Here is a 21,719-nt window from a genome sequence, read left to right as displayed (position 1 = left end):
ATGGCTAAAGTGAAAATGAGAATGAGAACTATCGTGAATAACAGAAAAAGTATCGTGCTGGATTATTCACCACCGCTCAAAAACCCAGCTTCAGGTAAATTTCATCGATTTGAAACCCTTAAATTGTATATCTATGATGATCCTGCTGATCAATGGGAGCGGCAACATAATAAGGAAACGATGATCCTGGCCCGTACCGTTTGTGCACAACGTCAACTGGATATCCAAAACCGTAGATTTGGCTTTCTTTCAGATGCCGTAAGAGATTCCAGTTTCATTGATTTTTTCAAAATAGAAACCCGCAAAAAGCAACAATCGCTTTCAGATGATTGGGCTATGGGTTTGAGATACTTTATCGCTTTTGCAGGCCATGATCTTAAGTTTCCTGAAGTCAATGACCATTTGTGTGAAGATTACAAAATCTACTTGCTTAGTGGTCCTAGTATTAGCAGAACAGGAAGACCGATCAAGAGAAATACGGCTGTATGTTATTATGCGAAGTTGAGGCATGTTTTAAGAATTGCCTATAAAAAGGGTATTATATCACAGGATTTGCATTCGATCGTAAAAGCCATTCCAGCTAAAGAGACACACAGGGAGAGGCTTACATTAGAAGAGTTCCAGCATTTGGCGGAAACTCCTGCCGAGTCAGATTTAATGAGAAGGGCTGCGCTTTTCTCTGGACTAACGGGATTGAGATTTTCTGATGTAGCAACATTGAAGTGGTCAGACTTGCGCGGAACTGCCGGGAAATATGAACTTCAGTTCTCACAGGAAAAAACAGAAGCCGCAGAGGTGATGCCAATCTCAGATCAGGCAGTCTTTTTTATGGGGAATCAGGACACGGAGAATATTCTTGTTTTTCAGGGATTAAGGTATTCGAGGCTAAAGACTTTTTTTACACATTGGCTTGCTGCAGCAGGTATCAATAAGAATATTACTTTCCATAGTTTCCGCCATACATTCGCCACGCTGCAACTGGAGCTCGGAACGGATATTTATACGGTTTCTAAAATGTTAGGCCATAAGGCTTTTAAGAATACGGAAATCTACGCCAAAATTGTAGACAAGACCAAGCGTAATGCGGCTGATAAGATTATGTTGAAAATGCCCGAGGAGGCTGTTAAAGTAGAATTGGATGAAAACTTACCGCCGAAATCATTTAAGTTTATTGTGCATCGGAATGAAAGGTAGTTTTTACCCCTTCATAAGTATCTATGGTATTAGCACAATAAAAGCACATGACTGAGGCTATATTTACATTATGAGTTTACCGCTGCGCATATCACTTTTGATGAAAAGGAATATACGTACGTTGTCTTAACAAAGGGGATTACAAAAGATACTACTACAAATCAAATTAACCTGAATGAGATGGGGGTATCTGCTTGCTTACAGTTCATGACTTTCTAAAGGCGGATTGTGATGCCTAAAATGAGTATTTATGTATATTTCCTATCTTTAACAATCGTGAACCTAAATCGATTATGAGAATTCAAACTATTATTTTTAATAAACACAAGGTACTTGGAGATGTTAATCTTGATCTTCTGATAGATCATAATAATGTTTCACTGGAAGATATCGATGACACAAATATTAAGGTCGCTATCGATGATACTTCTGCGCCAAACCAATACTCCTATATTATCGGAGAAAATGGGGTTGGCAAAACTTTTTTCTTTCGTACAATTACTCATGCTATGAACCTAGGCTCGGCAATTGACAGCAAGTTACGGAGATTTCAAAGTCTTAATCAGGAGGATCAAAAATATGGTACTAAACCATTGCTCGATGGTGCTATTATCCCACTTCAGAAAATGGGCGTTCATACAAATAATGAAACCATTATTATGGACCCTACTAACGATCATGGGAATGACTTCCTTAGTCGCCACAACGGCCAACTTATTTTGATTACATCTACGGTGGAAAACAAGATAGTTCATCGAAATTCGCGTTTCAGAAGCTTTAATCATCAGTCGCCAGTTAACGTCACCAGTTATCTTTTTTTGAGGGCATTATTCAAAAATTACCAGAATAATAGAATTAAGCGACTGAACCAATTGCTAGAACATCGTAAAGACGCTCAGTGGAAAGTTCGTTATCGACTACCTATTGATTTTCAAGCTCCAGCCATTGACGACAAAATTTTTGTAATGCTAGGTTCAACAAAGAGTGCATTTATCCATGACTTTTTGAGAGTTCTAAGTAATCTAAAACGAGATGACAAAGGGGATTTGACAGTCAAGAATCCTGTTAGTAAAATTGATTATTCTGTGGTTGAGAATTTATATAGATCGGGATCATTTTTTAAATTATATTTTGATCATACCGGATCTGATGCAGAGTTTTTTAAAGATATCAGTGAAAGTCCAATCATAAAGTCGCTAAACCATTTCATGAAAAGCATTGAACTAACGCCGGAGAAAACAGTCGCAGGTAACTTTGAGATTTCCAAAGATCAACATATCAACTGGGGACTTGAGCTCGACCTAAATGAACTTTCAATATTTGAAATCAATTTGCTGGCTTTATTGGTGGAACATCAAGCAGTTGAACTGGATATATTTATAGATGACATACCGCTGGCGGAAATGAGTTCTGGACAACAAAATATGATACGGCTATTTAGCTATTTTTCTGATATGCCGTTGTCGGAAAATCCGGAAAATTGTATTGTTTTCTTCGATGAGCCGGAAAATAGTCTGCACCCCAAATGGCAGCAGGAGTTTCCTGAAAATTTCAGAGATATAGCGGAAACCGTTTATGAAATAAAAAATTCTCATTTTCTATTCGCTACGCATTCACCGGTACTAATCATGAAAGCCGCTCAGAACGCAAACACAGATGTATTAAGGTTTAGTCGTGATAGCGTAGGAAATTTAACAAGCGAGATGATTGACCACGTTAATACCTTTAGTATTGAAGAAGTATTACTTGATGAATTTAAGATCAGTTATCGGTCTCAACGGACAGAGGCTGAATTAAAAAAGTTTTTGGATACTAAAAAAGTTGCACTTCCTGCGCACGATCCGATTGCTAGTGTACGAGACTCTTTTGATCTTAAGCAAAAAATCACTGAGCTGTTCAATAAATCTAATTCTGTTATATGAGGTGGGTTGACAAAAATTCTTTATCTGAACATTTAAAGGAGGCAAGTTCGATCTTAGAAAAAATAAACGATTACAATGATGATGTTCGCATTAGGGACATTATAAGAGACATTTATTCAGGGTGTTGTGCCTATTGCGGAAGTTCACCTGAATCAGCATCTTATTTTCAAATTGAACATTTTTATCCTAAAAATAGCATGTATGGTTTTGATAAATACGAAAAAGATATCAAGAATTTACACTACAGCTGTCAACGCTGTAATGCTTTGAAAAGGGAAATACCTCATCCAAACTTATTTTCGCCAAATTTCTATTTGATAAAAGGCGAGTGGGTGCATTCCAATCCCGATAAGTTCAAGAGAGAACTGATTTATGTTGGACATTTACTTTACTCAAGAGACATAAAAAACGTAGATAGGGGACAATATAGCATTGACCTGTTTGATCTTAATAATCTAAATGGAAGCGGGCGGAGTAATAGGTCTTACTTAGTTGAAGCGAGAATTAAGGTCTATGATGAGGTTTTCCAACTTTTAAATCTTTTGTATACACTTTTAGAGAAAACTTTTAGAAGCAAAGAAATCACTCAAATTGAAAAAGAAATACTTGATATATTATTTATTCGTCTGATAAAATACATGTCACCTGATGCAGCTTACTCAAATATGGTGATTGATAATTTCGGTGAATCTTTACTTGAACTATTAGGAGTCTTTTCAAAGATTAAGTAGGCCAAAATCAAATAAAAATACCCATGCCATTGAGCTGTTCATTTTTTGATATTTAAATACATTCAAGTTTTACAACAACTATTTTCGAAAATTGTTTATTTATATGAATATCATTATTAAGCTGGCCGTTATGATTTTTTAGAGCAAATTTGCTCCATCCGATCAATTCGGAGAATATATAAGCCATTCAAAATTTTCGATACAGTAAAGGACGACTCCAAAATCAATAGAAGTTAAGTTTACCTAGTTTAGTCGACTTGATTAATTTCAGCTTCATATTTTCAAATAGCTTATAAGAATGTATGGTGGAGGTGTTTTTTAAGGTAAGTATCATACAAAGTTTTTATGTTTATTGAGCATTTTGATACGCTCTTCCGCTTCCTTTCTGATTTCTCCCACCGTTTTTTTTCTTGATGCGATGATCCATTTCTTCAGATCGGTCTTGTTGAAGTATAGCCTTTTTCCTGGTTTGCTTACTGGGATCTCTTGTCTGCTTACTTTTGTATATAAGGCGGGTACAGTGACCTTCAGAAATTCGGCGGCTTCATGAATCGTTAAAAGCTCATTTTCGTTGGGGGGCTGCGGCTGTAAATCCTGAAGTAATTCTTCAATGTGCTCTACTTTTTCAAATAGGATTCTGATTACTTCGGGAAGTTTTTCAAAACTAAATGGTTCCATAGGCAGATTTCTTCCTTTTCGTTTTTATTGTCAATTGAGTTGATTACAATGATTGTCAATTTAAAATAGAAGGAGTCCCATATGGGATAAATAGGTTAGATTTTCGCCGGCCCGTATAGTAAGGCTGTTTCGGGTGTTTGTGCTAAGAATGGCGTTAGTGGGGGGCATTTAACATTCTCCAAGGTTTGCTAATGCTGTCGATTTGGCCTTGGAAAAAAGATCTGTGGTATTATTCTTTATTTTCCCGGTAGGTGAGCAACTGGTTTACCTTTCATATTTTCGCTAACTAGGTAGGCAATAAATTTGGAGAAGGGACCAATGTCTCCAGTAACACTGGCAGTTTCCAGGGATTTCATATATTCATCTCTTTTTTCTACTGGAATTACTGTCCATGGATAGCCACCCGAGGCTAGCATCGTGTTCATCAGGAACCTGCCTATTCTACCATTGCCATCCATATAGGGATGAATGAAAACGAAAATGTAATGACCTAGCACTGCCCTTACTGCTGGATGCTGTTCCTTCTGAAGTAAATCAAATAACTCTGGCATTGCATCTCGCATGGCCTCTACGCTCAGTGGTATATGCTTTGAAGAACTGATATACACTTGGTTGCTGCGATAACCAGCAAGATCCGAAGCTTTTAGAATTCCAGATTGTACGCTTGGGTCAAAAAGTTCCCGATACCATTTCTGATGATCTTTATCTGCTTGTAGTCCTGCGTTCTCTCCCTTCAGGATTTTCTCCAGAGATTTTTTTACTTCCTGAAAGGCCTGGAAGTAGCCTCTTGCTGCCATGGCATCTTTTTGTTTGCGGTCTTCCTGGGAGCTATCTTTATCCCATTCGCCACTGCTTACTTTGGCGATGAGTTCCGGTGTGACGCGGTAACGTTCTATGGATAGGGAATGATAGGCATCTGTAAGGTAAACTTCTTCCACCGTTTTAATATAGGTTCCCCGGTCTGCCGGTATACCTGGGGCTTTAGGGAAGTCTTTTAAAATTACTTCAGTCATTTGTTGCCACATTATGCGGATGCGATTAACAAATGGAGAGCGTTCGCGCGGGCTGATCACCACTTGTAGCTTTTCCTGAAAAGGGTCTTCTTCTCTGACGTCATATCCTGCCTGTTTCATGGTATCAATGATCTGGTCGGCAATTCTGTCCCTCCCGATGTTTCGGAATGCGCCAGCTAGTCTACCGCTGATGGTGGAGTGACCATTGTCCAGCAAAATTGGCAATAGTTCTGAGGCATCACTGATACTGGCTAATCCAACGCGGCAATCCAGTGGTTTAGCACGGTACATCCCTTCACTACTGTAAATCAATGCCCCCTGCAGACTATATAACCTAAGGTCGTTAATGTTGGTAACCATTTCATCTGAGGGAAGTTCTGCCCTATAGTTAAACAGCGAGGTGTTATGCGGTAAGGTAATTGAACTGTTATTCCCACTTGGTGAGCGTAGCCGTAGTTGGGTAGGCACGGTCAAATTACCTGCATGTATCATGAGCGACTGGTGGGCAGAAAGGCACCAGTTTTCTCCATATTTGTGGCGGATAAATTTTGCACAGAATTCCCAATAACAACTGTACCAGGATGTGTTATCACCTGGAACTTCTGAAGGGTCTGCAGATACATACCAACCTTTGGAGACTTCTTTGATAAAACCGTTTTTTAATAAGATTTCACGCTGTGAACGGTTGGGTATTTCGTCAGTATAGAATCCTGCAGATCCTTTATCCTGAAGCTCTTTTAGGGTGACTAATGCTTCTGCAAATTTTTCCTTTGGTGTTGCCATAACTATTTACTTTTTGTATTGATGCTATTTCAAGGTCACCATGGTAACTCCTTCGATTTTCGCATCATCTATGCGAGAAGTTCTTTTTGTGCTGTATCATTTCAGATGAATACAACTAATCTTTTCTATTTCTTTTTGTGTTATTTCTTTTGCTGGTTGTTGTGCTATTTATATTGTTTGTTGTTGTGTTATTTCTATTGTTTTCTGTTGTGCTATTTCTATTGTTTAATGCAAATATATGATTATTCCTTTTATCTCCTTTTTTAACTGTATGTATCTTAACTGCAGTAACGGAGTATTTTCAGAATGTTCGTAATTACAAGGATGACGAAAGTAAATTTAAATGCATCATGGATGGTATTGGATCCCAGAGGTCTCAGACTGCTTTTAATCTCTGTATGGAATTTGCTCAATCGGGTGTTGATGCACTTAATTAATCATTAGGGGAGGTGATTTCCCCCGTATTGTCTATTTTAATTTATAAGCATGATAGTTTTTATTCGGTTTACAAATACAAAAAATAGTTGGGCGCTGCACCGTCTTATGCGAACATCTTGGTGTAAATTTCATATTTAATATCTGAATGTTCAATTACGGTCATTTCCATCCTCAAATCAGCCAATTCCTCATACGTTTGAAGTTCTACATCAAAATCCTTTAAGGCGTATTTGAAGTCCTCTAGCTTGTTTTTCATCTCAGCTACCTTTTCTAGGCAATTGAGGATTGGGCGCAGGATGTCCCTTGGTAATTCTAAGGGAAGTAATGTTTTTAAAAACTGTAGTATTGAAGCTGTTGTACAATATGGTTTTTGTATGATTTCAATAAATGAAATCATTTTTGTGTATCCAATTCTGAAGTTTTGAACATTATCGTAAGCATCAAAAAGTTCCATAACTGGTGCTCTGTAGAACCAATCGCAAAGCGTACCGTTGATGAGCTGTCTCAATTTAGGATAATCGGCGGCTATTTTTTCTATTTCCGATTCATAAGATAGTTCATCTTTACCTGTAGCATTATCAAAGTCAATTAGAATCGCAGTAAAGTGATAACGTTTATTAATTTCACTAATAAAAAACATAACGTTTCCAGAATTTAAATCTCCGTGTCCGTAGCCTAGTTTATGACAAAATTCCAGAATTTCAAGCATGGATGGAACTAGAGAATAGACAAAATCTTCCGTAATGATTTCTTTTTGAAAATCAGTTAGCTTTTCGTAATGATCCCAAATGTGATTCAGAGATTTTCCAGGTATAAAGCGTGTTACAACAGCAATACAGTTTTTACCACGCGATGTACTGAAACTTTCTACTGTGTAAGTATGTGCAATTTGATGGTGATTTACGATAGAGGAAATAGTCCAATTTCTTTCAGATCCTAGAGGAGCTTTTCCCTCGTAATGAATTTTTATAGCAACATCTATATCTCTGTGGAGATCCTTCGCTTTAAACACGGCCGCTTGGCTACCGAAGCCAAGCAGATCTTTTTCTTCCACTTGATATTTGTTTGGAAATTCTAGTTTTAATTCACTCAGGAGACATTTGCTTCTTTCTAATTCAACATCCATAGTATTAATTTTCGGCAAATTTAATAAAGTGCTTACAAGTAAGAAATCTTATTGGTAGTAAATCTGTTGCTGGCCATGATTTTATAATTTTAGGTACCGTAAACAAAAATACTTCATTTTACCCGCCTGTCTTTTTGTTTTTTTTGAAAATCAGTTTGATTCCTGGTTGTAATAGTAATCATTTATTTTATCCCTGGCTTTGGATTAGATCGGATGGAAACTTGTTATAGTTACAGATGAATTTTCCCTCTCTCGATTGAGCTTAAAAAGTTGGCACAAGTTGGTACACCGATGTTTTCTCGTTGAGTTTTGGAGATTAACTGTATAGTCTTTCCTATTGACTTTATTTTTTTTGTCTCTACATTATTAGTCTTTAGTCTAAAGTCCATTTTTACGAGTACGGTTAGTATCTTGTAGTTGATGTGGTCGTCTATTTCCTGGAATTCGCGGTCCACATCCACATATTTGAATGCTGATAGCCATCCTTCTAGAAGATTCTTAAGTCTTTTTAATATGGTCGGTAATCCCTGAAATTTTGGGTCATTTTTGTAGCTACTGATATTTGTGATGTCGTTTATTTTGGTCCTTAGATCATTTATTTTGCTGGGCTTTACCCAGGCTTTTTTTCCATCAAATGATATTGAAAGGAAGGAGAAGCGATGGTGTATTGGATTGACGATACGAGTTTTTGATCCTTCGAGATGCGCAGGGGAGGGAAGATCATGAATGGACAGGCCGAGTTTAGCCTCGATTTCTTCCTTGGCAATTTGCAAAGCTTGTTTAGCTTGTGCCTCGTCCTTGCACATTACAATGAAATCATCTGCATAGCGAACTAACCTTAGCTTTTCAGTAATCATTCTTTGGTCGAAATCCGCAAGGTAGATGTTGGCGAGTAAGGGAGATAGTGAGTTTCCTTGGGGGATACCCTGCATAGAGTCTAGAAAATAGTGGTGATGCTGTGTTTCATAATGTGATAGATCGCCAATGTTTTGTTCTAATGCTTCTCTAATTAGCTTGTTGATGGTGTTATCGGGCAGGTCATCAAATACTTTTTTTAAAAGCTTTTTTCGGTTGACGTTATCAAAGAATTTTTTAATGTCAGCCTCAAGTATGTAGTGAAAACCTTCCTTGTAATATTCAACCATTTTTTTGACGGCGTCCTCAACTTTGCCTTCCTTTCGGTATGCGAAACTACAAGGATTGTCTAGTTTGTACTTTTCGGATAGGAGTTCTTCCAGTTTCAATGCAAGTGCTTTTTGAACTACTCTATCACTTATTTCCGATAGGCGCAAGGGCCTGAACTGTTTTTTTTCATTCTTGGGAATGAGTACTGGGCGGACATCACTAAACTTATAGGTTTTGGCTTTGAGCCTTTTGCTGATCTCAATTAGATTGGATTCGAGATTGTTGGTGAAGTCGCTTATGGTCTCTTCAGATATACCTCTGGATTCTTTGTTAGTTTTATTAAGCTTAGTCCAGGCTTTTTTCAGGTGAGAGGGAGAAGAAATCTGAGTTAATAGTCTTTTTTTTCTTGGTGTAGCCAATAGTTAATTTGTTTAGTAATTGCCGTTTCCGTTCCAGTGCCACTGGTTTTAGCAGACAACAAATTTTTAAGGGCAGATAAGTGAGCCTATGATACAAATCTTGACTGTTAAGGCCAACACTTTCCGCATCATTCGCTCCATCGCTTTGGGTATGTTTCGGTTGTTAAACCGAACATGTCCCCCCTGGGTGCAATCCTGCGACTTTACACCTAGCGATTTGACGGGTACTTTTTGGGTAGTTTTTTCATGTTACTCAAATTTAAGGTTTTTTCGCACTTCTGCAACTTTTTTGAAAATAGTTCCCGCTAGCGGCCTTTCCTTTCCCTGTAAAATTCTCCACTCCACAACAACGGAAACAGTTAGTCTGCTAAATACTGTGGTCTTCGAAGGGCAGATAAGTGAGCCTATGATACAAATCTTGACTGTTAAGGCCAACACTTTCCGCATCATTCGCTCCATCGCTTTGGGTATGTTTCGGTTGTTAAACCGAACAGCCCATGGACAAATATAGCTAAATCATTTATGCAGGAAAGGGAATCTATGTGGAATTTATCAACAATGCAACATATAGCTTAGTTCGGAATCAGGCTGTTCATGATTTCGTTAATTTGATCATATTAGGTTAACTATTTTTCCCATATGGGAAACCAGTGCTTTCAAAAACTGAACCTTTGGGTAAACAATACCTAAAATGATGAATAGAGAAACCACTGTAATGGGGTTCTTTCCAGCTTTAGAAGCAGGCTATGAACCAAAAAATTATTCCTTCTACAAAGAAGATGTACCCACAGGAAATTACCTGGCTAAGCTCGACTTTATGTTATGGTCTAAGACTTTTATGGCCATAAATTGCTTTTTTACAATTAAAGATTCTGGTAAAAAAATCAGCCTTTCAGTTTACAAGAAACCAGGTGAGGATGATTTGTATCTGGCAGGCGAAACGGAAATTCGTTTTGTTTCCTTTGGCACTATGATGCATTTGTCCGTGGAATCCAATCAAAATGGCAAACCTGTTTTAAAGGATGCAGTTTTTGAGGGGAATCTAGTCGGTGACTGAACCTGATATCCATGCAACTCACCTGAATTTATTGCAGCGAATTTGGTGCTAATCTATTGCCTTTTCTCTTCAAAGAAAAGGAGCAAGCGGAAGTTAGGCAAAACCTTACTTTTCCCCCTTAGCGCTATCGCTGAGGGGGTTTGAAATATACTCCGGGTATATTTTGCCCTCTTTAAGTCAGCTTAAACCCATAAAACAGTATGTATCATGAGTATACCCAGCATCAAATCCGATAAAAGAAATACTCCCCAGGAGAAGTCAATACGTTTCCCTTTATTAGTACACAATGAACTGTTGAAACTGTCTGAGAAGTTTGGGCGAAGCCAGAGGCAGCTCTTTATGCAAATGGTGGAATACTTTTACCGTAGTGGAAAAGACCCCCTGGATGTTGGAGATGAGCAGCTTAAAAAAACATTGTCCAGAAATCATGATGCTTATGTCAGTTTCATTAAATCTCAGGAAAAGGTGTTGTTGATACCCATGCGCACAGAGATGGAACGCATGATCAAAAATCAGGAGCAAATCGTCAGTTTCTTTAATGACCAGGTATTAAAGGCAAACAAATCATTACTGGAACATCAACAAGTCCAGACTAAGGATATTAATGAGTCGGCAAAGATCATCAAGGTACTTTATGAGGATCGGGAAATCAAAAGAACTCTTCAGCAGAAATTTGTAACCATACTGGATACTTATATAAAAAATAGAGAGAACCTCGGCAGCTTCAAAACCAGGGAAAAAGAAGAATTGGCTGAACTGGCCAGAAAACAAGTTGCAGAAATGTAAAACACAGGTTCATGTACATCAACATCACCGATAGTGACAAGGGAAACAATAAGAGGAGTAGCGGAGAACTCGTTCATTATCTGGATAAAGAAAATCGGATGTTCAAAGATCTCTACCCGGAGCAATGGTTTAATGGGCTGAATATTAGTATTCCCTCGTATCTGGTAAAACACAGTTTGGATCACAACATTGCTAAACTTTGTAAGGATGATGCTAAGTTTTTTTTGGTGAACATCAGTCCCTCTCAGAAGGAGATTCGCTACCTCAAAGAACAATATGGAGAAAAAGGAGCGGAGACTGCTTTAAAGGAATATGCGGTAGGAGTTATGGATGAATATGCCCGTAATTTTCATAAACCCGGAATTAATAATAACAAAGACCTGATGTGGTTTGCAAAGTTGGAACACTATCGTTATTACAATAATAAGGATCCAGAGGTAATAAATGGGGAGGTGAAAAAGGGGAGTCTTAAGCCTGGGGAGCAGCTGCATGTACAGGTGATTGTCAGCAGAAAGGATATGACTAATCGCATCAGGCTTAGTCCGATGAATACCTCCAGAGGTAAAAATATTGACCATTCTAAAAAACTGGGACAATTTGATCGTTCAGCTTTTAAAGCATCAGGAGAAAGATTATTTGATCAGCAATTCAGATTTGAGCGTGGCCTTACGGACACTTTTAATTACGCCAATACTTTAAAAAATGGTAATCTGGAACAACGGCTGGAGCTGCAGCAGCAACAAAGTATGTTAATTCAGGCGAATACGCCGAATAAATCATTCAAACCTTCTCCGGAATTAAAAGTAGAGCCTGTTTACTTTAAATCTCCTCTAACAACCAATTTCCTGGAAATCGCTTTAGCAAAAACTGGTTATGATCCTGCACCGACCATCAGGAATAAAAAAAGACGCAGAAAAGGAAAGCAGCAACAACAAGAATTGAATCTGTAAAATTCACCCTCAAACATTTCTGAATATGAATACCGGAGAAGACATCACTGCCCTTAGAAAGATTGTAGACTTTACCCGCTACATCAGCATATTTATACTCTCGGTACATTTTTACCTGAGCTGTTATGTGGCTTTTGAAAACTGGGGATGGACTACCGTAGTCACCAACCGCATCCTGGAAAATGTCGCCAAAACGGGGCTTTTTAACAGTTTTTTAGTCGTAAAAATATCAGCGCTCGTATGCCTTTCCATTTCATTGATTGGGCTAAAAGGGAGAAAGGAGGAGACTATGCAAATGAAGAAAATCCTTTGGTACTTGGTTTCAGGATTGTTCTTGTATTTTAGTAGTATAGGATGCTTTTATTTAGATCTCAATGCTGTAATCGTGGCTGTATGCTACATAGGTCTTACACTTGCCGGTTATCTCCTTATCCTCTCCGGTGGGACTTTATTGTCCAGGCTGATTAAAGATCAGCTGAATAAAGACATTTTTAATACAGAAAATGAAACTTTCCCGCAGGAAGAGCGGCTACTGGAGAATGAATACTCCATCAATTTACCTGCAAAATATCAATTAAAGGATCGCATAAGGGATAGTTGGATCAATATCATCAATCCCTTCAGGGGAATACTTATTGCAGGTAGCCCAGGTGCAGGTAAAAGTTATTTTCTGATCAGGCATATCATTGATCAGCATCTGCGTAAGGGATTTAGTATGTTCCTTTACGATTTCAAATTCGATGACCTTTCCAAAATTGCCTATAACAAACTGCTGAAATACTATTCCGGATATAAGATAAAACCTAAATTCTACATAATCAATTTCGAAGATTTGAGTCGTACGCATCGCTGTAATCCGCTGGATCCGGTAAGTATGGATGATATCACAGATGCTACAGAAGCATCCAGAACAATAATGTTGGGACTGAACCGTGACTGGATTAAAAAACAGGGTGATTTCTTCGTAGAATCCCCTATTAATTTTTTAACCGCTATAATCTGGTATTTACGCTGCTATGAAAATGGTAAGTACTGTACCCTTCCTCATGTGATTGAGCTGATGCAGGTACATTATGATCATCTCTTTGCGATTTTAGTAACTCAGGAAGAGATTCAGGTACTGATCAATCCTTTTTTATCTGCGTATCAGAACAATGCCAAAGCTCAGTTGGAAGGGCAGATTGCCAGTGCCAAGATTGGCCTTGCCCGTTTAGCTTCTCCGCAATTATATTATGTGTTAAGTGGCAATGATTTTACGCTGGATGTAAATAATCCAATGGAGCCAAAAGTGGTTTGCATGGGGAATAACCCTCAAAAGCAGCAGACCTATGGGGCAGTGCTTTCATTATATATATCCAAAATGATCAAGCTGGTAAATCGTAAAGGACAGTTAAAATCCAGTCTGGTCTTCGATGAATTCCCATCGATTTTTCTAAATGGCACCGATAGTTTACTAGCAACCTGCAGATCTAATCTGGTAAGTGTGAGTCTCGCGGTTCAGAGCCTGGAACAGGTTCGTAAAGATTACGGCACAGAACAGGCGGCAGTGATTACCGGTATCGTTGGTAACATCATCAGTGGCCAGGTGACTGGAGATACCGCTAAGAAGCTGAGTGAGAATTTTGGGCGTATCATGCAGGACCGGGAAAGTAAGAGCATCAGTAGTAGCGATACCTCAATTTCTAAATCCCTGCAACTGGAAGCTGCCATTCCCGCATCTAAAATTGCAACACTTTCTTCCGGGGAGTTTGTAGGAATCCTCGCTGATAATCCAGGTCAGAAGATGAATTTGAAAATGTTCCATAGCGAAATACAAAACGATCATGAGGCGATTAAAAATGAAGAGGAGGCCTACCAGATGATTCCTATAATTGAAAATGTAACCATTACTGATGTAGAAGAGGTATACAGAAAGATTAAGGCTGAGGTAAAGGGCTTGGTGACTACTGAACTTGGGAAGTTATCAGCTCAAAACGTTCTCGAAGATGAAACTATAGAAAGTCAGGATGGTAAGAAGATGAGTCAACAACCTCAAGGAGTAAACGAAACAAATATCCTTTCAGATCATATCAGCCCAATTTAAAAAAATCATAAATCAATAGTTTGTGTCGTTTTCTTGTATGTGATTGCTGATTAGTGTTTTAAGAAAAATAACTCTTGATAATTAATTTTATACTATTTAAATTAGTGTAACTGATTTTATATAATCGGACACATGTATTTATAGAATTAATTTTTAAGATTATGGATTATTCTAAACTAAGTTTTAAGGATTTCGAAAACATACCCGACCAGGATATGATGGAAAGGGCAAGTTCATTCAATACTTATCTAAACAATAACTGGAGGATTCATTTTGAAAAGAATCAAGTGTTAAAAAGTTGATAACTATTTTTTTGTCATATAAGTTAACACACTTAATAAATGATATCTTTGGGTGCCCTTAATACTGATTGGGGGGTGATAAGTTTAAGGTACGCATTATTCTGGTCTCGGCCAAATAATATTTCATTTCATCAAAGGTACTGTCAAAGTTGATTTCAATCCTTGTAGAGAGGTTGACGATGATAAGTAAGGCTGGTAGTATTGATCTTAGTATTCTCATAACATTATAGTTGTTAAAATGTCCTTACTGAGGCGGTGTCTCAGCAAACTCGATCTGTAGCGAAACATATGCAGAAAGGTTTCAGGAGTGTAAAGCGATATCAGTTATCGCCGGAAAATTCTGGATAGGTCGGGCCGCGGGCCTGATGTGTAGTGCCACATTTTTAGGGATGATTGGCCATGGGTGGATTAAGGTAAGTAGGGGTGTGAATCCCCAGGTGATTTGAGGCGTCATCGACCAAGCAGTGATTTACATTGTGCATTAGCCAAAGAAGTTAAAACTGATGAATCTCTTTGGCTAATGTCCCAATAAAACTGATGCATAGTGAACCGATATACTCAGAAGCAAAATGGGAAGCGTATGCTGCCAAGATAGCCAAAAATAGCAAACTAAAATCCTACAAGCATTTTGATCCAATTTTTGAATTTAAGGATCGTGCTGAGTTGATCAAAAAATTAGTAAGCGATCCGACGTTGGAAAGTATCGCTCAATATTCTTTCTCTCCCCTGGTAAAGATTCTCACTAAAACACCACGATACAAATACGATGAGTATGTTAACGCCTATGGTCTGGAAACTAAGATCAGACCGATTTCTTTTGCTGCTCATTTAGACGCTTATATCTATGGTTTCTATGCTTTCGTCTTAACTGAGGCATACCAGGATTATATTAAAGGTGAAGGGTTTGCACCATGTGTATTGGCATACCGCTCAGACTTAAATGGAGACAGCAACATCCAATTCGCAAAAAGAGCCTTTGATAGCGTCAAAGAGATGTATAAGAAATATGGTAAGTGCAGTGCAATCGCTTTGGACATCTCTGGCTACTTTGATGCTATTGATCACAAAATTCTGAAATCAAAATGGTGTGACGTTTTAGGTGTAACGCAACTACCAAAGGATCAATATCAGATCTACCGCTCTTTAACCAATTATGCATACGTGGGGAAGGCCAATTTGCTTAAACACTTCAATATAAAGGTTCCTAAAACCAAGAAATGGAGAACATTGTTGGATCTGATTCCGGATTCTATTAATGGAGCATCTTTTCAGAACAAAATGGATTTGTTAAGGAAGGAACAGCTTATTATCAAAAATAAACCCAAAAAAGCTGCTGACGGTACAATATCATATCGTGGAATTCCACAAGGTTCTCCTATGAGTTCTGTGCTTTCTAATATCTATTTATTGGAATTTGACCGTTGGCTGCATAACCTGAGCGTACTTATGGACTTCAAGTATTTCAGGTATTGCGATGATTTACTCGTCGTCTGTAAATCTGATAATGTAAGGTATCTTGTTGATGAAATTGTCAGAGTTATCAAAGATGAATTTGAATTAACTATTCAGACCAGGAAATCAGAGATCGTGGAATTTAGAGAGAATTCTACAGGTATGATCAGATCTTTTGACATTAATCAACCGGGAGGAAGAAAAACTGATAAGAATACCGAACAAAAATTTTATAAAAACCTTCAGTACCTTGGGTTTGAATATAATGGTACAAGTATTTACATTCGATCGGGTAGTCTATCCAGATATTTTAGAAAGGCAAAGGCCAGTATTGTCAAAACGATGATGATGGCGTATGGTAAAAATTCAACCCGTCCTACGGTCGGCAGAAAAAAGCTTTATACTAAATACTCCCATTTTGGAAGGCGTAATTTCATTTCCTATGCTCAGAATGCTGCAAAAAAGGAATATTCAAACTACAAGGGTGATAAACGGGAGGGATTAGATTCTATTTCCATAAAAAGACAGCTCTCTGCCCATTTTTCATTTTTAGAGCGGGAGATAAGCAAAACAAGTAAGCAATTTGCTGATACACTAGGAGTCGCAAAAAAAAGTTAATTTATCTCGCGATATGAAAAGAGTGGTATTATTAAAAACACAGTTAGTCGAGGCTGCAAAACTTGCAGTTTGTAATGACTTTTCAAAACAACGTTTAGCTGTGATATTACTTGATAACTTCATCGAAATACAGCTTTCTGAGCTGATGAAAAAGCAGTTTGCTTATGACGATTGCTTTACTTCAAGGCCGCCAAAGTTCAACTATACGCTTAGAAAGAAAATACTTTATAATTACGACGACATGCTAAAGGCATGCGAATCAGAAAAACTAATTATCAGAGAAGAACGGGAGATCCTCATTTTTTGTCATGATGTTAGAAATAACTTGTACCACCAATCCAAAGAAGAGCCGTTAATTACGACAATTGCTCTAAAATTTTTAAATGCCATCATCCTTAAGTATCAGCCAGATTGGAGATCAGGCAGAGATTTCATGACGATGAATATCAAAGACCCATATGTAACTAATGATAAAACCCAATCTGGTACGGCTTCAAATAGTAAAGACGGCTGGACTGAGTTTTTAAGTAAATATTTTATTTGCCTGCCGGGTGATTCTAAAACAGTTCCAGCGTTGATTTCAGAGTACTTATTAACTAAAGTAGGTACGGCAAAAGATTATTACCAGTTTCTTACTGATGATCACAGCAATTTATCTCAATCAACTGAGAATTGGGAATTAAACGAATTTTTGATGTTCTATTCATTTTATAACGTCAAAGAATTTGAACTAAAAAATTTAAAATTAGGCAGTGATAGCACGTCCTATAACAAAGCTCATAAGGAAATGATCATTGCTTATAAAAATAACTGGACTTATGTGAAGTCGGAACGGCTTAATATGTTGGAAGGCCATTATAAGGGTATCGGGGCTTTGCCTGGTCATAAAGCGCTTAGTAAATTTATTCAGTTCCGTACTGAAATAAACATGATTCATGAAGCGCTGCATAAAGCTGCGAGTGCTCTTGATGCCGAGATTGAAACTCAGATTGAGCGCTTACGTGAGCGAGAATAAATCCGTAAGATATTGATAGCTCACCTGCGTACTTCGGAAAGGCTGAATCTTTCCTGAATTAAGTTTATTTCTTATACTTTTATAACTCAATCTAGTAAGTATAAGCATGAACAATAATCTCTGTTTACTCATTGGCAATGGTATCAATGACATTACTCCAGGCAAAAGTTGGGAAGATGTTTTAGATGATATCATTCAATTTTGTGCGCTCACTGACATCAATAAGAAGCAGAAACCGTTTCCGATACTATATGATGAAATTTTCTTGCGGGCAGTACAAGCCAGACAATGGGATGAGTTTCAGGTGAAATCTTTCATTGCGCAGTCCGTTTCGGAGATCACTCCAAACGAAATCCATGCGAGAATCAGGAAGATTAATTTTGCGCACGTCATGACAACCAATTATGATTACACCCTACAGGGAGAGATGCCAAAGAAAAACGAAGGCTTGGTATTTGAAAGGCTTTATAGTGTTTTTCGGAATCATCAATTTGGAGATACTAAGTTTTGGCATATTCATGGGGAAGCCAATTATCCGGCTTCAATTAACCTGGGATATGAGCATTACTGCGGTCAATTGCAAAATATGCGGAATTATACTGTGACAGGAACTTATTATAAATCCGATGAGATTATTAAGTCGTCACTGATCAGCCGTCTTAAAGCTGGTAAAATACCTAACAATCAATCATGGATCGATCTTTTCTTTACTTCTGATATCCATATTGTTGGATTAACTCTGGATTTCGTCGAAACAGATCTTTGGTGGTTATTAACTTACAGAGCCAGGAACAAGTTTTATAAAAAGAAGTCAAAAAGTAAGAAGCCAGACCTCCTGAAGATTACCAATAAGATCACTTACTATATTCCGGAGAAATTTGCTAAAATAGCTGCGCATAAATTGCAGGTTCTGGAAGCAAACGATGTCATCATAAATATTGTTCCGAATCTGGAAGGGATCTCATACTACCACAGGGTTTTGGATGGGATTAACCGTCGTTTGTAATTAAATATTTATAGAATCAGATGTGGCTTTTCTGACCTTTTGTAGGTGATGGTTAAATAAGATTGCCATGAAAACATGAATTTTAGATCAATACACTAAACAAATGGTAAAAAATCAACATTACGTACCAAGGTTCTACCTTCGAGGTTTTGTTTCTAACAAACAGAAGATCTGGTGTTTCGATAAGGTTTCGGGTAAAAGCTTTCAGTCGTCGATTCTCAACCTCGCTAATGAAAACTATTTCTATGATTTTGATGAAAACGACCGGGAACAACTGGTTGAAAAACACCTTGGAGAGATAGAGACGAGATTTGCCCCTCATCTCGCCCGCCTAGTAAAAATCTTGCACGAACAAAAATTCTCATACTTGGATCCTACCTTACGATCGGAAATCTGTAGGTATATGGTTTATCAGATCATCAGAACTAGAGAATATCGTCAGGAAATGTCACAGGTATTGGCGCAGATGGCCCAGGGTATCATAGACAAAGGGTGGATGGACATCCATGAAGTCAAACAAAGAGGCTTATATACTAGTCCGTCCGATATTAAAAATATGCAGGGGCGCTCCATCCTTGGACTGGACAAAAGATCAATTAAGGAAGAGCTTTACCAGGTATTGAACAGCCACATCTGGATTATTTTTGAAAACAGGACCGATCAGTTCCTCTATTGTTCTGATCACCCTGTTGTCAAAGTACCGCATCTACATTCCCCATATTACTCTATGTCCGGTTATCAGTCACAAGGAATTGAAATAAACTTTCCATTATCGCCATTCTATTGTTTGGGCCTTTTTGACCGTTCACAATTTTTTCAATATGAGAAAAGTGAAAATTCATTACTACCCTTGGAGAACCCAGATAACATCATTTATTTCAACGCTCTACAGGTTAAAAATTCTTATAGACAGGTGTATTCCTATAGTGAAGACTTCGATATTGCCCAACTAGTTTTGAAAAATCAGCCCTTTTACGCAGACACTTTAAGAAAACGAGTTGAAGCCGGATAGTCTATTTAAGACATTTATTAAAATATTTTCGATTAATTAACCCATTACTTGATGGGTTGGAGGTTAGACGATTCCAAAATGGCTGTCGCTGATTACCTTTAATTACGTTTAAATTGGAAGCTATGAAATTTGTACATTAGAGCTTAAAACTCAATACCATGGCAAACGGTCAATCCAAACTTAAGATACAGCTCCCTAATCAGGGATGGAAACAGTTTCTAACGGCAAGGGACGAAATGCTTGATGCGTACGACAGGGCACGCGTGCATAGCAGTAAAAGAACGGTACAGACCGGGCACGGGAATGTCGCTGAAGCTGAGTTCCGAAAGTGGCTCAGTGATTTTTTGCCAAAACGATACGGGGTTACCTCGGGTTTTATTATTTCCCAGGGCGTGCCAAATTCAGAAGATTTTGTCCACTACGATGTGATCATCTATGACCAGCTGGAATCCCCTGTTCTTTGGGTGGACGGTAGTTCAGATTCTTCTTCACAGGGAAGATCGATGGCCATTCCTGTTGAATATGTTTGTGGCGTGATTGAGGTGAAGGCGGTGTTTAATAAAAGGAGTGTTAAGGAGGCGGTCGAGCAATTGCGAAAGTTACGGCCATTGATGGGCTCCAGTAAACCATCAGTCCACGACTACAGATTTTATCTGCCCAGAAATTTCTTTTGTGCGACTGTTTTTTATGAACTCCATAAGAAGGATGAAAGGGATTTTGGGGCACTGGACGCCATGCTTGATGGCTCGGACTTAAGGGGCTTTTACGGAGGCTACATTCTTCGCTCGGAATCAATTGAAAAATATTCCAGTGGCAGAATAACTTTTGAATACTTAGATGAGGACATAGCTCCAAGTAACAGTTCACTACTTTTCTGGGCTAACTCAAAATGCAAGAAGTTAAATGAGCTCTATTTGAGGGCAAGGCTATTACATTCGGAAACCCACTTTTCTCAATTTGCATTCGACATTATTGCACTACTCAAGGGTACTTATCTACCGTCCGCGTTATCAAGCATGTACGGCTTTGGCACAACTGATTGGGAAAATGGCAGCGCCGTTAGTACAACGTACGCAAATCCCGAGGATTTTAAAAGGTATCGGGAAGAGGTCGAGAAAATTTTCGGTAGTGGTTTTTATAACGGATAGCTCATTGATAGGCGGACGGAATAACGTTTTAATGTGAGCTGCCTTGTGGCTATCTTTGCCCGGAGATGAAAAAACAGCACATTCAGGATACTTTCGGGAATATTGATATTTACTTATTTGACCAGTTGCTAAAAAGCACGTATGATGATTGTCATAAGATTTTAGATGCTGTTTGTGGAACAGGCAGAAACCTAGTGTATCTGCTGAAAAGCGGCGTGAATGTTTTTGGCGTAGATCAAAACCCGGAAGCCATTGCGCAGCTAAGAACCCTTGCCAGCGCATTTCCCCAGGTTGATTCGGAAGAGAACTTTAAGGTGGCTGCTGTAGAGCAGCTGCCCTTTGAAAATGAAACCTTTGATCTGGTCATCAGTAGTGCTGTATTACATTTTGCAGAAAACCTTAGTCATTTCGAAGCCATGCTGAATTCCATGTGGGATGTGCTTAAACCCGGAGGTTATTTTTTCTGCCGGTTGGCTTCAGAGATCGGGATCGAATCACTAGTAAGCTTTATCGGAAATGGACGGTACTTGCTTCCAGATGGGTCGGAGCGCTTTCTGGTGAACCAGGAGATGCTGCTCAGACTCACCAAAAAAATTGGCGGAGAACTTCACGAGCCGATAAAGACCGCTAATGTTCAGAATCTGAGAAGTATGACTACCTGGTGCGTGCGCAAAGCGAAAACGGCTTCTGGCAGAGCGCGTATATTTTAAGTCTGCCTTCCGTTGTATGGCCGTTATATAACTAGTATGCTGAAGAATATTAAATTCGGTATTTGCATAGATCTAAACAATGGCTAAATACATATACATTATCTGTTGAGAGAGAAATGGCCTATTTTTTTTAACATTTCAGCGCTGGTAT

At 38.4% G+C, this 21,719-nt stretch carries 17 protein-coding genes; 13 read left to right on the top strand and 4 right to left on the bottom strand.

Going from position 1 to position 21,719, the window contains the following annotated elements:
* The 3 genes from DBR43_RS31560 (at position 1) to DBR43_RS31550 (ending at position 3,847) form a co-directional block, all read left to right on the top strand.
* Positions 1-1,194: a site-specific integrase gene (locus DBR43_RS31560; RefSeq protein WP_124587346.1), complete on the top strand. Its 1,194-nt coding sequence runs from the start codon at positions 1-3 to the stop codon at positions 1,192-1,194.
* 293 nt (positions 1,195-1,487) lie between these two features.
* The gene (locus DBR43_RS31555; RefSeq protein WP_124587345.1) at positions 1,488-3,116 is read left to right on the top strand and encodes an AAA family ATPase; all 1,629 of its coding nucleotides are present in this window, start codon (positions 1,488-1,490) and stop codon (positions 3,114-3,116) included.
* Positions 3,113-3,847 carry an HNH endonuclease gene (locus tag DBR43_RS31550; protein ID WP_124587344.1) on the top strand — a complete coding sequence of 245 codons (735 nt, stop codon included), beginning with the start codon at positions 3,113-3,115 and terminating at the stop codon, positions 3,845-3,847. Before DBR43_RS31555 ends, DBR43_RS31550 begins: the two co-directional genes overlap by 4 nt.
* 330 nt (positions 3,848-4,177) lie before the next feature.
* On the opposite strand, the gene DBR43_RS31545 is transcribed toward DBR43_RS31550, so the two are convergent.
* From DBR43_RS31545 to DBR43_RS31525, 4 genes are all read right to left on the bottom strand, one after another.
* Positions 4,178-4,525: a helix-turn-helix domain-containing protein gene (locus DBR43_RS31545; RefSeq protein ID WP_124587343.1), complete on the bottom strand. Its 348-nt coding sequence runs from the start codon at positions 4,523-4,525 to the stop codon at positions 4,178-4,180.
* 236 nt (positions 4,526-4,761) lie between these two features.
* Positions 4,762-6,321, bottom strand: a complete 1,560-nt coding sequence (locus tag DBR43_RS31540; RefSeq protein ID WP_124587342.1) for a Fic family protein — start codon at positions 6,319-6,321, stop codon at positions 4,762-4,764.
* A 541-nt stretch (positions 6,322-6,862) separates the two neighbouring features.
* Positions 6,863-7,885 (bottom strand): protein kinase domain-containing protein, encoded by a 1,023-nt coding sequence (locus tag DBR43_RS31530; RefSeq protein WP_124587341.1) that lies wholly within the window; start codon positions 7,883-7,885, stop codon positions 6,863-6,865.
* A 230-nt stretch (positions 7,886-8,115) separates the two neighbouring features.
* The gene (locus tag DBR43_RS31525) at positions 8,116-9,429 is read right to left on the bottom strand and encodes a reverse transcriptase domain-containing protein (RefSeq protein ID WP_124587340.1); all 1,314 of its coding nucleotides are present in this window, start codon (positions 9,427-9,429) and stop codon (positions 8,116-8,118) included.
* Positions 9,430-10,120: 691 nt separating this feature from the next.
* On the opposite strand from DBR43_RS31525, the gene DBR43_RS31520 reads away from it, so the two are divergent.
* From DBR43_RS31520 to DBR43_RS31475, 10 genes are all read left to right on the top strand, one after another.
* Positions 10,121-10,486 carry a hypothetical protein gene (locus DBR43_RS31520; RefSeq protein ID WP_124587339.1) on the top strand — a complete coding sequence of 122 codons (366 nt, stop codon included), beginning with the start codon at positions 10,121-10,123 and terminating at the stop codon, positions 10,484-10,486.
* A gap of 207 nt (positions 10,487-10,693) precedes the next feature.
* The gene (locus tag DBR43_RS31515; RefSeq protein ID WP_124587338.1) at positions 10,694-11,272 is read left to right on the top strand and encodes a BfmA/BtgA family mobilization protein; all 579 of its coding nucleotides are present in this window, start codon (positions 10,694-10,696) and stop codon (positions 11,270-11,272) included.
* 11 nt (positions 11,273-11,283) lie between these two features.
* The gene (locus tag DBR43_RS31510; protein WP_124587337.1) at positions 11,284-12,222 is read left to right on the top strand and encodes a DUF5712 family protein; all 939 of its coding nucleotides are present in this window, start codon (positions 11,284-11,286) and stop codon (positions 12,220-12,222) included.
* A gap of 25 nt (positions 12,223-12,247) precedes the next feature.
* Entirely contained in the window at positions 12,248-14,305 is a 2,058-nt protein-coding gene (gene mobC, locus DBR43_RS31505; protein WP_124587336.1) for a conjugal transfer protein MobC, read from the top strand.
* A gap of 839 nt (positions 14,306-15,144) precedes the next feature.
* Positions 15,145-16,677, top strand: a complete 1,533-nt coding sequence (locus tag DBR43_RS31500) for a reverse transcriptase domain-containing protein (protein WP_124587335.1) — start codon at positions 15,145-15,147, stop codon at positions 16,675-16,677.
* Positions 16,678-16,690: 13 nt separating this feature from the next.
* Positions 16,691-17,692, top strand: coding sequence for a hypothetical protein (locus DBR43_RS31495; RefSeq protein WP_124587334.1), 1,002 nt, complete (start codon positions 16,691-16,693; stop codon positions 17,690-17,692).
* Positions 17,693-17,798: 106 nt separating this feature from the next.
* Positions 17,799-18,698, top strand: a complete 900-nt coding sequence (locus tag DBR43_RS31490; protein ID WP_124587333.1) for an SIR2 family protein — start codon at positions 17,799-17,801, stop codon at positions 18,696-18,698.
* 103 nt (positions 18,699-18,801) lie between these two features.
* Positions 18,802-19,710, top strand: coding sequence for a DUF4238 domain-containing protein (locus tag DBR43_RS31485; protein ID WP_124587332.1), 909 nt, complete (start codon positions 18,802-18,804; stop codon positions 19,708-19,710).
* A gap of 158 nt (positions 19,711-19,868) precedes the next feature.
* Positions 19,869-20,858 carry a DUF6602 domain-containing protein gene (locus DBR43_RS31480; RefSeq protein ID WP_124587331.1) on the top strand — a complete coding sequence of 330 codons (990 nt, stop codon included), beginning with the start codon at positions 19,869-19,871 and terminating at the stop codon, positions 20,856-20,858.
* A gap of 65 nt (positions 20,859-20,923) precedes the next feature.
* Positions 20,924-21,568 carry a class I SAM-dependent methyltransferase gene (locus DBR43_RS31475; protein ID WP_124587330.1) on the top strand — a complete coding sequence of 215 codons (645 nt, stop codon included), beginning with the start codon at positions 20,924-20,926 and terminating at the stop codon, positions 21,566-21,568.
* Positions 21,569-21,719 lie beyond the last annotated feature (151 nt).

This window comes from Pedobacter sp. KBW06 (assembly GCF_003852525.1).
GTDB lineage: Bacteria > Bacteroidota > Bacteroidia > Sphingobacteriales > Sphingobacteriaceae > Pedobacter.
Note: the sequence above shows the minus strand (reverse complement) of the source record. Positions and strands in the feature narration are given on the sequence as shown.

Coding starts and splice junctions, on each gene's coding strand:
- DBR43_RS31530 (WP_124587341.1), bottom strand. CDS start 7,885: ATGGATGTTGAATTAGAAAGAAGCAAATGTCTCCTGAGTGAATTAAAA.
- DBR43_RS31510 (WP_124587337.1), top strand. CDS start 11,284: ATGTACATCAACATCACCGATAGTGACAAGGGAAACAATAAGAGGAGT.
- DBR43_RS31480 (WP_124587331.1), top strand. CDS start 19,869: ATGGCAAACGGTCAATCCAAACTTAAGATACAGCTCCCTAATCAGGGA.
- DBR43_RS31475 (WP_124587330.1), top strand. CDS start 20,924: ATGAAAAAACAGCACATTCAGGATACTTTCGGGAATATTGATATTTAC.
- DBR43_RS31495 (WP_124587334.1), top strand. CDS start 16,691: ATGAAAAGAGTGGTATTATTAAAAACACAGTTAGTCGAGGCTGCAAAA.
- DBR43_RS31490 (WP_124587333.1), top strand. CDS start 17,799: ATGAACAATAATCTCTGTTTACTCATTGGCAATGGTATCAATGACATT.
- DBR43_RS31555 (WP_124587345.1), top strand. CDS start 1,488: ATGAGAATTCAAACTATTATTTTTAATAAACACAAGGTACTTGGAGAT.
- DBR43_RS31515 (WP_124587338.1), top strand. CDS start 10,694: ATGAGTATACCCAGCATCAAATCCGATAAAAGAAATACTCCCCAGGAG.
- DBR43_RS31545 (WP_124587343.1), bottom strand. CDS start 4,525: ATGGAACCATTTAGTTTTGAAAAACTTCCCGAAGTAATCAGAATCCTA.
- DBR43_RS31500 (WP_124587335.1), top strand. CDS start 15,145: ATGCATAGTGAACCGATATACTCAGAAGCAAAATGGGAAGCGTATGCT.
- DBR43_RS31550 (WP_124587344.1), top strand. CDS start 3,113: ATGAGGTGGGTTGACAAAAATTCTTTATCTGAACATTTAAAGGAGGCA.
- DBR43_RS31485 (WP_124587332.1), top strand. CDS start 18,802: ATGGTAAAAAATCAACATTACGTACCAAGGTTCTACCTTCGAGGTTTT.
- mobC (WP_124587336.1), top strand. CDS start 12,248: ATGAATACCGGAGAAGACATCACTGCCCTTAGAAAGATTGTAGACTTT.
- DBR43_RS31520 (WP_124587339.1), top strand. CDS start 10,121: ATGATGAATAGAGAAACCACTGTAATGGGGTTCTTTCCAGCTTTAGAA.
- DBR43_RS31540 (WP_124587342.1), bottom strand. CDS start 6,321: ATGGCAACACCAAAGGAAAAATTTGCAGAAGCATTAGTCACCCTAAAA.
- DBR43_RS31560 (WP_124587346.1), top strand. CDS start 1: ATGGCTAAAGTGAAAATGAGAATGAGAACTATCGTGAATAACAGAAAA.